Origin of the sequence: Rubripirellula obstinata, assembly GCF_001642955.1 — a bacterium.
In the GTDB taxonomy this organism is placed as follows: Bacteria; Planctomycetota; Planctomycetia; order Pirellulales; family Pirellulaceae; genus Rubripirellula; species Rubripirellula obstinata.
Genome location: NZ_LWSK01000124.1, coordinates 1 through 15427, shown reverse-complemented (window position 1 = coordinate 15427; position 15427 = coordinate 1). Strand labels below are relative to the sequence as shown.

Annotated in this window: 8 protein-coding genes, 1 tRNA gene and 1 pseudogene; 6 read left to right on the top strand and 4 right to left on the bottom strand. The window is 56.1% G+C overall.

The features are described 5' to 3' along the window. Positions 1–128: 128 nt before the first annotated feature. The 5 genes and pseudogenes from RC85_RS21160 to RC85_RS29070 form a co-directional block, all read left to right on the top strand. On the top strand, positions 129–350 hold the full coding sequence (locus tag RC85_RS21160) for a hypothetical protein (RefSeq protein WP_068266560.1): 222 nt from the start codon (positions 129–131) through the stop codon (positions 348–350). Positions 351–387: 37 nt separating this feature from the next. Next, positions 388–1401 (top strand): primase/helicase family protein, encoded by a 1014-nt coding sequence (locus tag RC85_RS21155; RefSeq protein WP_068266557.1) that lies wholly within the window; start codon positions 388–390, stop codon positions 1399–1401. After that, entirely contained in the window at positions 1398–3104 is a 1707-nt protein-coding gene (locus tag RC85_RS21150; protein ID WP_068266554.1) for a P-loop NTPase family protein, read from the top strand. Before RC85_RS21155 ends, RC85_RS21150 begins: the two co-directional genes overlap by 4 nt. Before the next feature lie 218 nt (positions 3105–3322). Beyond that, positions 3323–3652, top strand: coding sequence for a hypothetical protein (locus tag RC85_RS21145; protein WP_068266551.1), 330 nt, complete (start codon positions 3323–3325; stop codon positions 3650–3652). A gap of 123 nt (positions 3653–3775) precedes the next feature. Beyond that, a pseudogene (locus RC85_RS29070) lies at positions 3776–4336 on the top strand (hypothetical protein); the annotation flags it as partial. Here RC85_RS29070 and RC85_RS28610 read toward each other — a convergent pair. The 4 genes from RC85_RS28610 to RC85_RS21125 all read right to left on the bottom strand — a co-directional run bounded on the left by RC85_RS28610 (position 4244) and on the right by RC85_RS21125 (position 12866). Continuing rightward, positions 4244–4531, bottom strand: a complete 288-nt coding sequence (locus RC85_RS28610; RefSeq protein ID WP_068266548.1) for a hypothetical protein — start codon at positions 4529–4531, stop codon at positions 4244–4246. The pseudogene RC85_RS29070 and the gene RC85_RS28610 sit on opposite strands and share 93 nt — an antisense overlap. Positions 4532–5086: 555 nt before the next feature. Further along, positions 5087–5170: transfer RNA gene (locus RC85_RS21135), tRNA-Leu, on the bottom strand. Between the two features lie 124 nt (positions 5171–5294). Next, on the bottom strand, positions 5295–10565 hold the full coding sequence (locus tag RC85_RS21130) for an Ig-like domain-containing protein (protein WP_068266545.1): 5271 nt from the start codon (positions 10563–10565) through the stop codon (positions 5295–5297). 594 nt (positions 10566–11159) lie between these two features. Continuing rightward, complete coding sequence (locus RC85_RS21125) at positions 11160–12866, bottom strand: BBP7 family outer membrane beta-barrel protein (protein WP_160148173.1); 1707 nt, start codon at positions 12864–12866, stop codon at positions 11160–11162. Positions 12867–13211: 345 nt separating this feature from the next. On the opposite strand from RC85_RS21125, the gene RC85_RS21115 reads away from it, so the two are divergent. After that, complete coding sequence (locus tag RC85_RS21115; RefSeq protein WP_068266536.1) at positions 13212–15278, top strand: hypothetical protein; 2067 nt, start codon at positions 13212–13214, stop codon at positions 15276–15278. Positions 15279–15427 lie beyond the last annotated feature (149 nt).

The following is a 15427-nucleotide window of genomic DNA, read 5'->3' as shown; positions in this document are numbered from 1 at the left end:
CAAGCCCTGAGCCCTATTTCAATCGCGAAGACGACTCTTTCGTCTTTAGCTGATATCGCCCTCTGGCGATTTTCTCGAAACGCCCGACCGAAAACAAAACGTATTTGCTGTTATTGCAGCAGTCTCCTATGGCCGAGATACTTGGCTGGTCACTTGCCAAGCTGGACCGACGGACCAAAGAGAAGGCTATCCCGTCGATGCTTGATGGTGACCGCCGGTTGTATGAAATCGACGCGGTGATTGATGCCATCAAGGCCGGGACCGCTGAGGCCGAAGCTGTTGCCGCTGAACGGCAAGCTGCCAAGCAAGCTGCAAAGAATGCCAACAAAGAGGGGGCCGCCGATGCGTGACCGACGACCCCAGAAACTACACCAACATTCTAGCCCGTTGCCATCCATCGACGAACTGTTGACCGACGCCGCTGGGCGTTGGTTGGCGATTCTTTCCGACGCTGGTTTGCCCGCTGAATTGCTCGATGGCCGTGGTCATCCTTGCATCAACTGCCGGGGGCGTGACCGTTTCGCCGCTTGGCCCGATGTTGCCGCCCGTGGTGCGGTGCATTGCCGAGGCTGCTTTACCAAAGGTTGCGACCCCAAACCCGGTGACGGATTGGCAACGCTCCGCTGGCTGCTTGACTCCGACACCGCGACCGCTTGCCGATGGTTGGCGGATTGGTTGGGCGTGACCGGGCGAACCGCTAAGCGACCCAAGACGCGGCCCGTGGTGAGTTCGATTCGATTGAACCGCGACGAAGTGAAACCGGCCCGCGACTTGGCATCACTGGCGAACCGTTGCCACGATGCGATGAAGCCGGATTGGTGGGAACGCTTGGCCGTTCGTCTGAACCTGCCCGCCGCCGTACTGATTCGGTTGCGTGTTGGATGGATGACCGAGCGGAACGCGACGACGTGGCCGATGGTAGACGAAGCCGACAACATCATCGGGATTCGATTGCGTTGCATCCAAACGGGTCGCAAGTGGTCCGTTCGTGGTGGAAGTGCTGGTTTGTTCATTCCATCGGAACTACCCCAAGCACCCGAGCGGTTATTCATCGCGGAAGGACCGACCGACACCGCCGCCGTTCTTTCGCTTGGCTTGCCGGTGATTGGCCGGGCATCGGCAACCGGGGCGGTGCTGACCGAGTGCAAGACCGTTCGGAGATTCAAGCCGACCGAGTGCATCATCATCGCCGACGGTGACAACGCGGGCCGACGTGGTGCCCAAACTTTGATGGTGCCGCTGCTGACGTGTTGCCGAGCGGTGCGAATCATCGCGCCGCCCGATGGCATCGGCGATGTTCGCGACTGGGTAGCCCGTGGTGCATCCGCCGCCGACATCATTGCCGCCGTTGATGCTGCAAAGCCGCGTAGCCTTTCGGTTGCAAAGGCGGTGAAGCCATGAACGATAGAACCCAAGTCATTGAAAACAGCGACATCGGCAAAGACGATGCCGACAACGCACCCGATGAATTGGTCATCGAAGCGACACTAGCGGGCCGTAACGGTATCGCCAACGTGGTTTGCAAGTTGGGTGACCAAACGATTCACCGCGACCGTATGCCCCCAGCAAAGGCCGCTGAACGCCGACGGTTTGCCAAAGACGTGGTTGCCGCCATCGGTGATGGATGCCCCATCGATGCCAAGGACATCGAAGCGGAGTTGTTGAAAGCTGCGGATAGACTGGATGCCGAAGCCGCAAGACTGAACGACGACAACGCTGATTCATCGACGATGATGATGGACGGCGACGAAGTGGACGCTACCCAAGTGGTACGCCCTGAGTTGGTTTTACGTCCTGACGTGTCGGCAATCGCAATCCCGCGAATCATCCGAACCGATTCCATGACGGTCGGCCAATGGTTGCACTTCGTTCGCGTTGGTGATGAACGCCGGGTCGATAGGCTGGGTGCTGAACTGCGGTTGTCTGGTGACTCGCAATTGTGGCTTTCCCCATCGCCATCGGAGCCGACCGCAAGCGACGTGAAAGACCTGAACCGTTGGCGTCGTGAAAGTCGCGAAGCCTGGTTGCGTGGCGAGTCATCGCCGACGACGGGCGAAGTGTTGCGGATGGTAGCTGAGCGTATCAACCGTTACAGCGTGCTACCGTCCGACGACGCAAGCGGACACGGGCTGACGTTGGCCGCGTGGGTGATGATGACCTACGTTTACCCGATGCTACCGGCGGTGCCGTATCTGTATTTGGCCGGTCCACCTAATTCTGGTAAGACGCGGACGATGGAAGTGCTATCGCGGATGGCGTTTCGTCCGATGATGAACGGCAACGTCAGTGCATCATCGGTTTTTCGTACTCGCCATGCGTTCGGTGGTGTGTTACTACTCGATGAAGCTGAGCGGTTGCGGGATACCCGTTCGCCGGATGTTGCCGACCTGTTGTCGATTCTACTATCGGGATACCGACGCGGTGGGAGTGTTCGCAAGTCGGAACCCGCCGGGGATAGTTACCGTTCGGTTTCGTTCGATTGCTATGGCCCGATGGTGATTGGTTGCATCAAGGGTTTGCCGCCTGCGTTGTCGTCGCGTTGCATCACCGTCCGCATGATGCGAGCCGGTGGCGATGACCCGCAAGTGAACCGTTCGCTTGACGATTCACCGGAGCAAGCCGCCGCCGTGCTGGATGCGTTGCACTGCTGGGCGCTTGAGCATGCTCACAACGCGATGACGGCTGATTGTCCATCGTCGTCACTGGCGAATCGTGACGCGGAGTTGTGGGGGCCGCTACTGCGGATTGTCGCTCACACTGGCGACGACGACGCGGTGGGATTGCTGGTTGACCATGCCGAGAAGATGACACGGGCCGCTGCTGAGGATTCATCCCCCGAGTTCGATGGCCTGATTCTGACCGCTTACTATCGGCTGCGGACAATCAACGAGGTACCGACCGCCGGTGAAGTGTTGGAACGGGCAAGAATCATCGACCCTGAATCACTTGATGATTCGTGGCGTCCGCGAATGGTGGGCGGGATCCTTCGCCGCTACTTCGCGTCCCACAAGTCGAATGGCCGGAAGGTCTTTCGTGACCCCGCCGAAGCCATCGCCAGCATTGCGAGCCGCTACGGCTACGACGTGATTGGGGGTGACTCTTGAAAGGTGACGACCACTCCCAGGAATCGACCCTTTGGACCCTACGGACCCTGAACGATTCACGTACCCTATCCGACGATGACGAAAACACCGTAAAAGACGGGGTGAAATCACTTGGCAGGGTACAAAGGGTCGATAGGGCACGGCCAGGGGCATGTACCCTGCTTGCTGGTTTGTTCGGAAACGATGGGACCCCAAGGGCATCGCCGACGGCCGATAACGTGCCCGAAAATCCCCCGCCGGATGAACCGCCGCCTACCAATGAACCATCGACCGGCAAAGGACCGACGTGCCATCACTGCGGGGCCGCGAATCTGTTCGACACCGAAGCACCGCCGGGTATCCGCTGCGAAGACTGCGGGAAGCTGGTTTGGTTCGATGATGGGCAAAGCCTTTCCCGAGTCCGATGGCATGACCACGACTTGGGCGGGATGGCTCCCCAGGAATTGCCACCGTGCCCGGCCTGCGGTGCCCCCTGCGATACCCAAACGTCCGACGACGTTTGGCGATGTTCCCGGTGCTTGACCGCCGCAAACCTACAAGACGACTGACCAAAACAATTGACGCCGCAACGCAACGCGGGTCGATGCTATGATGGTGACCGCAACGGCTAGGCTTAGCGGCTGAAAGCTGGGCATCATCACCCGGCCCGCCGTTGCATTTTTCTTCCTTTGATGATTTTCGTGGAGATGAACACGATGGCAAGTATCCGCCAAACTAAAAACGGCACATTTGAAATCCGTTTCTTCGTCGGTGACGTTCGCCGGTCTTACTACCCAGGACCGAAAGTTCGTACCGAAACGCAAGCCGAGAACATCGGTAAGACGCTAGAACGATTAGCCGGTTGCGTCGCCAACGATGAGCTACGTCCCAAGTTCGTCGAAAGTTGGCTGCAATCGTTGCCGGATGCCAAGCACAATAAGCTGGCTGGTTGGGGATTGGTCCAGCGGCGGAAGCTGCGGGGCAATGCAACCGAGGCAAAGCTAGACCGATGGTGCATTGACTACATCAAACGCGGCAAGCGTGCCGAGTCAACCAACGACCAATTGGAAGACGTGCAACGGAACCTGACGACGTTCTTTGGGAAAGACCGCTGCATCACTTCCATCACCGCCGGTGATGCTGAGGACTTTCGAATCTGGCTAGAAACCGAGGCCCGCGAAGTGCCCAAAGATAAACCCAAGGCCGGTTTGGCGAAGAACACGGTACGCCGCCGGATTGGACGCGCCCGAGAGTTCTTTAACCTTGCGGTGCGGCGCAAAATCATTGCCGCTAACCCGTTCGCCGATGAGAAGGTCACAGTGGGTGGGAATCCAGACCGGCAATTCTTCGTGCCTGCTGACTGGATTGAGAAGTGCATCGTCGCCGCCAGTTGCGAGGACTGGCGAATCATGTTGGCCTTTGCCCGATACGCTGGGATGCGTTCGCACGAAACACGACTGCAACGATGGGAAGACATCGACATTCCCAACCGCCGCATGATTGTCCGGTCCAACAAGAACCCACCGACGCGGGTTTGCCCGATCTTCCCCGAGCTGTTACCGCACCTGATGCGTGCCCGCGAACTGGGCAGCCAAGGTGATTTGGTGGTGACGCGCTACGACCCGTCCGCCGGTATCAACGAGACATTCAAGAAGATTGTCAAACGTGCCGGGCTGACCGAGTGGCCGAAGCTGATGCAGAACCTACGGGCGACCCGTGAAACCGAACTGATTGCGTTGTACCCCATCAAGGACGTGGCAAGTTGGCTGGGCAACAGTGCCCCCATCGCAATGAAGCACTACGCAATGACCATGCAATCGTCGTTTGAAAGAGCCATCGCTATCGGTGCCGGTGGGGTACTAGAAAAACCACCCCAAAATCCACCCCACTCGACAGATGAAACGGGCAATCGGGGGCAATCACGCCATTTGGTCGAAAACGAAAAAAGCCCGCAAAACACGGGGTTCTGCGAGCCTTTGAGCGCTGGCGATGATGCCAACTTATACCGAAGGAGGGACTCGAACCCTCACTCCCTTGCGGGAACTGGATTTTGAATCCAGCGCGTCTGCCAATTCCGCCACTTCGGCTGATGGAGTGATCGTTGGAAGATCTCTCGATTTGCAGAGTATCCCGGACGTGAAGCGTTGACGCAAGGTCAGGAACGGTTGCAAATTTTGTTGCGATTCAACCGATGAGGTGAATCAATCTTCCCTAGCTCCATAGCCCTTGGACGTCGTCGGCCAGCAGGCCAAGGATGTCTTCGTCGTCATCCGTGGCTGACTCATCGCTGGTTTGTAAACCGGGAACCATGGCCGCTGAATCTGCGGTTGATTCGGTTGAAAGAAGCTTTGAGTCTTGGGTCAGGTCGGCGAACACTGAATCACTAACGACGCTATCAGTTAAGACAGTCGCATCTTCGCTTTCGTCGGCTGTGGTTTGAGGAAGGAGTGTGGCAACGGGTGCAGCCACCAATTCGCCTTCACCTTGATTGGCGTTTCGGGCGAGGTAGTTGATGACTTGCAGGGCGTCGATTGCTGTCGTTTCGTTGTCGCCGTTGACGTCGGTGTAATAGACGTTGGTGTTGCGGCTAAATGCCTCGCCTTCACCCAGGCTCGATGAACGGCCCATGCGGTTGATAATCAACAATGCATCGATCGGTGAGACTGCTCCGTCGTTGTTAACGTCTTGCGGGAAGACAGGGTTCTGGATCGATTCACCTTCACCGTTGCCGACGACCGTGGTCGTTAAAACGTCGTAACGAATCTCACCAACTTCAACCGGTTGGTCTCGATCGAACAGAAGTGTGTCTTGGAACGGCGACGAATCTGCTGGTGAACCAGCGATTCGGATCGGCCCACGGTTAACAGCCTCGAAGAACAACGTTGCCAGCGTCGCTGGATCGCTGCCTTGGCCAATGGCGGTCGCAAATGACAGTGACCCAAATTCGTCAATGATTCCTAAACGTGCAGCAGTTCCCACGCCTGCGTCTTCGCGATAATTGGCTCCAAATTCGACGTCGAAATCGAACTCAGTTCCTGAAACACCTGCCACTGGGCGAATCGTATCGCTGCTGTATAAGAGATCTAAGAACCCGGCGAAGACAAACGTTTCGTCAAAGGTCCGAAGGTCATCAAGAGTGACTTGAACGCCGAAGGTCTGTCCGACTGAAACCGAACTGCCGGTTGGTAATGCCGCACCTGCTTCAAACTGACCGGTCGCCGAATTGAACGTCGCGCTGACCAGCGATAGATCCATCGCGACTAATGCGTTGTTGTTGGTGTTGCCAAGCGGAATCGTGACCTCGGCTGTGCTTCTGACTCCATCATCGGTGATGATGAAATACGTGAAGCGTTCCAGGCCGTTTGCATTAGCGTTTGCCCGATAGCTAAAGAAGTCATCGCTTGGGTTGTTCGGAGTTCCGTTGTCATCAATCGAGACGGTGCCAAAGGTTGGGTTGGTGACCAGCCCAAATCCCAAGTCTCGAACAGCACCAGTGGGTCCGAGGTTATCGTTATCCAGAACGTCCAGGCGGCTAGGTAACGCGGCGTTGTTGGTGATCAGTGCCCCAAGCGAATCTCGTCCATCTGAAAACGCATCGTCAATCGCTGACGTGAAGTTGTCAGACGAAGGCACAATAATCAATTCAGTGCGACCGAGCCCCAACTGGCTTGGCGTCAGAGCGGTGTCTGAAGCGATGATGACAGTCTCGCTGGGCGTTTCGTCAGCAGGATCGGCGGTGAATTGAGCGACGCCAGGTGACACTGCGACCATTCGGATGGTGAACAGTTCCACGGGACCGTCGTGGTTTTGCTGGTTGGTCAGCGGTTGAACGCCGCCAACTTCATCGAACAAGCCAGGTGTGTTTGCGTTGGCACGCTGCAAGAAATCTTCGCTGCCGGAAAACAACGGGCCAAATGAAATATCAAACGGGAACGATGGGTTCGCACCCGTGTTTCGCAGTGCCACTAATTCGTCGGTGTAAAGCAAGTCCAAGAAGGCCGATGCCACGCCCTCTTCGCTTGCGAACCGGAAATTGTTCGGATCAAGGTCTTCGACTGAAACACGCAACAAGAACTCGTCTCCGACGCGAACGTTGGTTACGGGTGTGTTGATGTTGACAGGATCAAAGATGCCAACGGTGAAATCGACGACATCGTCATTGGTCGAACCGGGCGTCATGTTGACGGTGACCTGCGCGGTGCTGACGTTGGGCGGAGTCGCGGTGTCTTGAATGCTGTACGTAAACTGCTCGGTGCCGGAGAAGTTTGGAAGCGGTGTGTAACGCAGTGATTGACCGCCACCGATGATTTGAATGTTTCCGCCGTTGGACCCGGCAGTCACGCTGGTGATGGTCAGTCCACCAAAGACACTTGGTACATCATTGTCCAACACGTTGAGCGGACGGTTGACGCTGCCTTCTGGAACTTGGAACGAATCATCGACCGCGATCGGCACGTTTGACTGGAAAGTCACGTTGACCGTCACCGTTGCAAATTGACGATTGCCGAGTGAATCCAGCACGGGGCTGCCGAATGAATCGACGACCGAGTAACGGAATTGGTCCACGCCAGAGAAACCATTGGGCGGCGTGTAATCGACGGTCAGTCCGCCTGCCCCGACGACAACCACACCTTCGGTGCCAGTTCGGTCGAGCGTATCAACGCGAAGCGGATTGCCCGCAATCTCAAAATCATTGGCCAGCACGTCCAACGGGTTGGAGAGTGTGTTTCGCGAAACCGTGAACATCGCTTCGCTGACCGGATCACCGACAGTGGGGTCGGCGTTCAGAATGTCCGCGCGATTCTGAATGTTGAATGCATAATCTTCGACTTCACCGGATGCCACAAACCCAGTCGCGCCGACGTCTTGGCTGAGGCTCAATCGGAATCTAGCAAAAGTGTTGCCCGGCGTCGCACCAGCGGGAACGGCTGCGGAAACGTTTACTGTTTGAACGGCCGCGCTTGATGGGATCAATTGATTGGTCGTGAACTGTTCGCCCGCGTCGGTGAAATCACCGTCGCCATTGAAGTCCATAAAACCTTGCAGGTAGGCCGGTGACCCGGTCGTGTTGGTGACGGTGACCGCAAAGTTGCCGGTCGATCCTGGTCCCAGCGGCGTGACCTGAGTAACGCCGTCTTCGTCATCGATGCCGGCGGCATCATCGCCCAAGGCGTTGGCCGACGGTTGACCATCGGCTTCGCGATCAACCGCCGTGCCGATGGTTAATCCGGCCACGATGCCGTGACTTGCACCGTTGGCTGAATCAGTGGTGCCGTAGCTATCGGGTGCATCACCTAGATCGCGTGATGGCAGGAACCCAAAGTCAAAATTGTCGGTCAGGCTGGTGCCATCAAAGACCACCGTGTGTTCGCCAGACGCCGGGAAGGTTTGCTCGAAACCGGGCGGCAAGACTTGGCGTATGGTGTAGGTGCCTGGACCGGGAAAGTTCAGCGAATAGGTTCCGTCTTCTCTGGAACGAGTGTTGATCTCGAACAAGTCGGGACGGTTGTCGCCGTCTTCGTCGATGTAGATGTAGATGTCACCGATTCCGCCTTCACCGGGCTCGCGAAGTCCGTTGCCGTTGGTGTCAACAAAGGTTGTGCCGGTGATGTTGGAAACGACTTGAACGAATCCAAACGATGCGGCACCCGTGCTGCTAGAAACAGACGCAGGAGTCGTCAGCAGAAAATCGCTTGGCGTCGTGGCGCGGATGTTGAACGTTCCCGGTGGCAGCGTCAACGAATAGGAACCCGACGAATCCGTGATCGCGTTGGGTTCGCTTGGGTCTTGGATGCCGTCGTTATTGATGTCTGCAAAGACGGTCACACCGGCGATGCCCACTTCGGTTGAGTTTCGAGTTCCGCTGCGATTGACGTCGTTGAAGACCGAACCGGTCGTTGCAACACCACCGATGGTACCGCTGGAAAGCGCAGTGGTCAGAGTGTCTCGAGTGCGACTAAATCCAGCGCGGATGGTTGGATCGTCGAAGAAGTCGTTTGCAAAGATAGGCTGGACGTCATCGAGCGTTCCAAAGATCCCGTCATTGCCAAGGCCTTGAGCGAAAAGGTCCGTTTGTCCTCCGCGATTATCACCGAGGCTTAAGATCGTATTCACGTTGTTGGTAGGGATCATTCCAAACATCTGCGCGGCTTCATGGGCCGCGATCGATGCTAGAAACTGGCTCGTCAATTGCAAGCGACTCGAGTTTGGTGAAATTGGCGTATCGGCAGTCAGTTCGACAAAGCCGTCCAACGGAAACAGTGCGATTTGACTGAGGTCGAAATTACCAATGTCGGTGAAATCAGCTTGGCCGGGGTCTGCCTCGTCGCCATCCAAACCTGTATCTGCCGCCGTCCCGCCGATTAGCAGCCTGGTCAAACGCGGATCGTTGGCGTTCGCTTCATACCACTGGCGGTGGAAGGGATCACGGCTGTTCAAAATTCGAATTGCGTAATCACCCGCGACGCCGGTCGCCTCGAAATCGCCGTTGACGGAATCAACTGTCAGCTCTTCAAAAATCTCGATCACTTCTGCGTAGACACCATTGGCGATTGCATCGGCGGTGGTCGCCGCGTTTTCGAGATCACCAAACTCCAACCCTAAATCTGGTAGAGACTGTTCCAGTGAAGGAATGAACGTGAATCCAAACGGAGGGACTGCATCATCACCATCACCCGAAGGAAGGAAAACGTTGTTGTCAACGATTCCGCCTTCCCAATCCAAATACAAAATCTGGGCATCGCCATACACCAAGAACTCGCTCGTCGGTCGATAGGCTCGCAGCCCGAGTGTGTAGGTTGTCGTTTGTGTAGCGGGAGCGATCGTTAAGAAATACCGACCATCTCTTGGAACCACATAGGTTCCCGATGCAACAGCATTGGTTTGCAAAGGGGTTGATAGAGCGCCCGAGGGTGCATTGGACGCAAAGGTCACCGCAACCGCTGGCTGACCCGGAAGCGGAAGTCCGTTTGGACCAAACGGTCCCTGCAACGCGAACTCGCCCGCAGCGCCTAACGTTGCGATGTCAATAATATCGCCGGATCTTAAATCAAAACTGTATACATCAATGTCGGCCGCGAAGCCGCTGGTGTTGGTCACGTTGGTATTGACCGGCAGCGTGCCCGTCACATCAATCGTATCCTGCTTGCCTGAACCGGTACCAAACGGAAGAAACTGCGCCGCGTTTCGAGTGTTGTTCGGGTTGTCTAAGTTCGTCGACTCGGTTTCGGCGATGTTAAACGCCGCGACGGTGCCGACATTCCGAGGAGCGTCGAACTGTGGCAGGTTCGCCGGTGCCGGTTGAATCGGGACTTCCGTCAACACCGCCATCAGTTGGCGACTTTCCAGATCCTCCAACGAAAGACGACGACTCTTGACGCTGTTACTCGAACGCCGTTTTGCGGGCTTGCCAGGTTTCCCGAGTTTCCCAGAGGAATGCTTGCGAGCAGGAGAGTTGGAGGTCGATTCGTTTCGTTTTTTCATCGAGAGTCTCTACCAGACTGAAATCCAAGCTCGCTGCACAGTTTGCAAGAACTCAAATTGTTCGGTGATGGCTTGTATGGGATGAGGTTCAGCGTTGTCGAACGCCTGTCAGGTCGTCAGTTTCGTTACACACTAGTCCGTCAATGATGGCAAAATACGGCAAATAGACACCTTCGGCACTCGGGGCTATCTCATTGCATCGGTCGTATTGACGCCTGTCGTTCGCCAATTCATCACCACAATGGCAAACCCAGTGCGGAATCTGGGTAGTTTGTGGCGAATAGAAAAGGAGCGACTGCGATTCTAGTTGCGTCAATAGAGGTGTCAATCAACACCAAAGATTCGGACGCTGGCATGTTTGGCAAAGTTCCCCGGTTCGCGATTGAATCCCGTCATCCGCTAAAACCAGCAAAAAACCCCGTCTCGGTCACCAATCAAATTGGCGGACCGAGCGGGGTTTTGGTGGCTTTTTGAACAGGTCAGCTCATGCGTTCTGACGGAGTTCTTTGTAGCGGAGGTTGTCCCAACCTCCGAAGACTGACATCTTTTGCGAAACTAGGATTAACGAGTTTGAGACAAATTCTGCGACTCTTTCTACCAGGTGTATTCGGCACCAAAGGAGAAGCCTTGCACGACCAGCGAGCTGAACTGCGTGCCGGTGCTGTCGATCCCGGCCGGGGTATCAGAGTTGGCCAAGCTGCGAAGGCTGCCAACGTCTAGTCCTGCCTGGGCGAAGTCATCCATCGCGATCAGGTAATAGGCCGATCGAAAGGTCCAATCGCGATTGAGACGGTACATCGACTTAAGCTCAAATTCGCCCACAACCGTGGTGTCACGATCGCTGTTTTCAAACGCGAATTCACCGGGCGTTGCACCTGGGCCAGCGGAGTTGGATCGAACCAGTGTGCGGCTGGAGTAATCGTTTTGTCCCCAAGCTCCCTTGATTCCCGTACCGATGCTGACGCCTGGAATCAGGTTCCACCACAAGTCGCCACCGATCTGGGCACCGAAGAAGTTGTTCTCGGTTCCTGCGTCGGCTGTAAAGAATCGTGTACCGTTGTTGGCCGCTGTGTTGTTGTCTTGACCGCGGATCGTCAACAGTTGTCCGTTGTCGAATCGCAAGTAACGAAGTCCAGCGAGCCATGATCCTTGGAAGCGACAGTACGGCCCGACCGTGCGACGACGGTAGTTCAATTCGCCGCTATGGAATCTGCTGGATCCGGCGATCGATTGTGACAGTGATCGGTCGGTATCATCGAATCCTTCTTCGCCGGCCAGCGTCGTGCCGGGTTCGATTCCAAAGTCACTGATGAACGAGAACAGTTCTGCGTTCGGGTCGGAAACGCTTTGTGATCCGCTCCATTCTTGACCGCCCATGTACGTTAATTCCAGGTTGCCGCCTGGCCCCATGATGATGGCCCCGGAAAGCCGAATGCCTGCTTCTAGGTCGTTTGCACCCGCGTCGTTCGCATTGAGCACGATGGGTCCGCTGATTCCTTGTGACGTCAGTGCGCCGTTGCCGCCCGCGTTGTGTCCAAGGAAGACTGCTTCGGCTGAAAGGTCGTACCAACGTTGGGCACACAATCCAGCTTCGGAATAGGGTCGTAGTGCAGCTAATGCACCCAGTAAAGCACTGGGGTGAAAGCTCTGGCAAGCGGAACAACCGCCGCCGCGACAGAACATGCAAAGGTGCCGGAGCCCTGACATTTCGCCGTCGGCCCCGCCTTCGCCACGCATCTTGCCGACGATGCCGCCGGTCAGGATGGGATCACATTGTTGATAGGCTCCACCGCCACCGCATCCTGAACCGCATCCGCCGGAATTACAGATACCGGGCATCATTCCCATGCCCAGTGGTCCGCCGTAGCCGCCACCCATTTGCCCGTGACCCATTTGCCCATAGCCCATCGAATCACAGCCGCCACCGCCACCGCCGCAGCATCCGGAATCACAGCCTCCGGAATCACAGCCTCCTGAATTACCGGCTGATCCGCCGGAGAAGAATCCGACTTGGGCGACGCCGGCCGGTCCGGTTGGTGCCGCGTTGCTGGGCATCGGTTGAGCGTAGCCAGCGGGTGCGTATTGAGTAGGCCCGCCTGCCATTTGCCCGACCATGCCAGCCTGACGAACTGCGTTGGCTGGATTGGCACCGGGCGGCATCAGGTATCCGCTGGCTGCGAAATCCAAATCGGCATTTTGCGTCCTAGGCGGCTGTGCTTGCACAGATGCACTCGGAATGGCAATGCCACCGATGGAGGCCAACATGGCGCTGAATAGTAGAACGGCTTTTATCTGATTCATTGAATGCATCACGCTGGTCTCCGCGGCTCTGACCGCCTGGCTGATGGGCCCACACTCGGGATTTGGCTCCGTTGGCGCGGTTGGTCATGAAAACCATGACGCTGGCAATTCGCCCGAGGCGACGGAAAATTCCGCGCCGAACGAGTCCAGAACAACCGCTCCGATCGGACTTATCGGCACGATCGGCACTGAATGTTTGGTTATTCCACTGGTTCCGCATAGGAAAACTTTGACGACCAGCCCGCCTGTATCGCATCCCTGCGCCGCAAAACCGCTAAAATCCCGATCGATAGCCGTTGGCTGTCTGCGACGAAACGTTCATTCCTACTTCGTGGTGCATCACCCGTGATCGATCGCCAATCCATAGAAGAAACGGTGCAACAAGTTGCCGATGGCGAGATATCGCTCCAGCAAGCGACCGGACGCCTGTTGGATCGATTACCAGAAAGCCAGCGTGAAACTGAATTCGAATCATTGGCATCTCTCACGCAACGACTCGGGGAACCGCCGGTCGAGGTGATCGATCATTGGTGTTTTCAACTTCGCCAATCATTGCAAACGTCGTCGCGACACGAAGTACAACCAGCAATCGAAAAGTTCAAACTGGACGACTTCGAAGTAACAAGCGACGGACAGATTCGCTTTGTTGACGATCGGGAAGGTGAAATCAACGCGGTTGACCAAGCAAAGTTTTCCCCTGAACAGATCGAGCAATTCGTTGTTGAGTTTCGGGATCGTCTGGTCGGCCGCGAAGTTGATTTGAACGATCAGGTGCCGCGTGATCAGGTGCCGAACGATCAGATAACCGAAGAGCAGAACAAGAATCTTGCCTGGCCAAAGATCGCGGTGATTGCGGGCACGTTGTTGTGTGGCGGAGCGTTGCTTTGGATCTTAAGTTCCAATTCAACGACGACGATAGCGGAATCCAACAACGACGAAAATGATCCGTCGCCGGCGACTCCCAAAGGAGTCTTTGCAGACTTTCCATCCACTCGTGCTACAACCGGATTCGCCGGCAACGATCTGTTTGCAGCGATCGATAGCAAGCTTGCGAATCCGCAACGATCGGTTGACTCAGTGGACTCGCTCGAATCACTCGAGTCGATCAGCGACGAAGAAATATCGTTGCTGGAAGCCGACCAAGCACCAAGCTTTTCACTCGAAAGCATGATGCCCGGGATGCCCAGCCCTGTCGCTGCCGATCTGGACAGCAATGATCTGCAAGAACCCAAGTCTGGCACCGCCGTCAAAGCAGAATTACCTGACGTTTCGAAAAACCCGGATGATGAACCGGAGTCCAGCCAGGACAACGCAGGCGACGCAGACAACGCAGGCAACGAATCAGCGATGCAGTTAGCCGATGAAACCGAATCAGATGAAAGAGTGCTGTCGGATAATTCACTTGACGCCAATGAACCGGACGAGCTTCAGCAAGCGACTCGAAGCGTCACCTCCACTGCGATCCAATTGCCGCCCATGGATCAAGTCGCTCCGATGATTCTTGATGACCAATTCCCTGGTGCCGAGGCATCCAAGACACTGACGCTGACGTTCCCCGACGACACCGAACTTTCGATCAAGCCGACGGATGACAGTGGCGTCTGGAACATCGTCAACGACAAAGGAACAAGGGCTATCGGCATCATCGATGCAACGACCAACAACTTGACGTTCGCTTGGGCTGCGGATGCGGCAAAGATCGCGGGTGCTCGATCATTGCATCACGGTCGTCTTTCCAGCGGTGATGGTTCCGCATTTTTTCTTAGGCCGAAAGTCCAAGCCGAACCTTGGTCCATTCGGTTGGACCAACCCGACATGCGGCCGACCTGGAATTTGACCGCGCCGATTCCGCCAAGCGTTTCGCGAATGTCAGTCGAAATTGATCTTCCGGAAGAACTGGAAATGACTTGGGTTGAACCCATTCCGATCGATTCACCCAGACGTGCCAGAGGTCTCGCGATCATCAAACCACTGGACAGCGAAAGCGTTGACTTAGCCATTAAGTTTGATGTCCGATGCAGTCGCAAGCTCTCGTGTCGCCTGCGTTACGCGGCGCGTTTGGATTCGTCCATGCCCTGGCAATTGGTTTCCAGAGATTCGCTGGAACTGTTCGCTAATCAACTGGCTGGTCGAGCCGAATTGGTCAGTCGTGAAGCCGATCGCTTGCAGAATGTTTACGACATGGCGGGAAGCCGCGGTAAGCGAATCATTCGCATCAAACAAAAGTACAACGATGGACTAGCCGACAGCCTGCGGCAATACGCCGATCGCATCGCTGAACTGCAGTCGTTGGTCGCAAGTGTCGAGAGCGGCGCTGCGATACGGTTTCGAGTCTGGGTGATGTGGCCATCGGGCCAAGAGCAGACGTTGTTTACGAATACCGAAGCAGAAGATTTGTTTCCAGCAAAATAGGGCACTCAACCGTTAAACCGCGTGGGCATCACCTGGGCCGCTAAATCTTTGGGGTTAAAGTCATTCTTGCTTGCGCTACTTTCTTTCTCTACGCCAACGGCGTTAAACAACATAGCCCAGGGTTAAAGTCGTCAATCGCCTTGGCGATT

Bases quoted from the DNA above. Each gene is read 5' to 3' on its own strand.
- RC85_RS21160 (WP_068266560.1), top strand. From the start codon at position 129: ATGGCCGAGATACTTGGCTGGTCACTTGCCAAGCTGGACCGACGGACC.
- RC85_RS21150 (WP_068266554.1), top strand. From the start codon at position 1,398: ATGAACGATAGAACCCAAGTCATTGAAAACAGCGACATCGGCAAAGAC.
- RC85_RS21130 (WP_068266545.1), bottom strand. From the start codon at position 10,565: ATGAAAAAACGAAACGAATCGACCTCCAACTCTCCTGCTCGCAAGCAT.
- RC85_RS21125 (WP_160148173.1), bottom strand. From the start codon at position 12,866: ATGAATCAGATAAAAGCCGTTCTACTATTCAGCGCCATGTTGGCCTCC.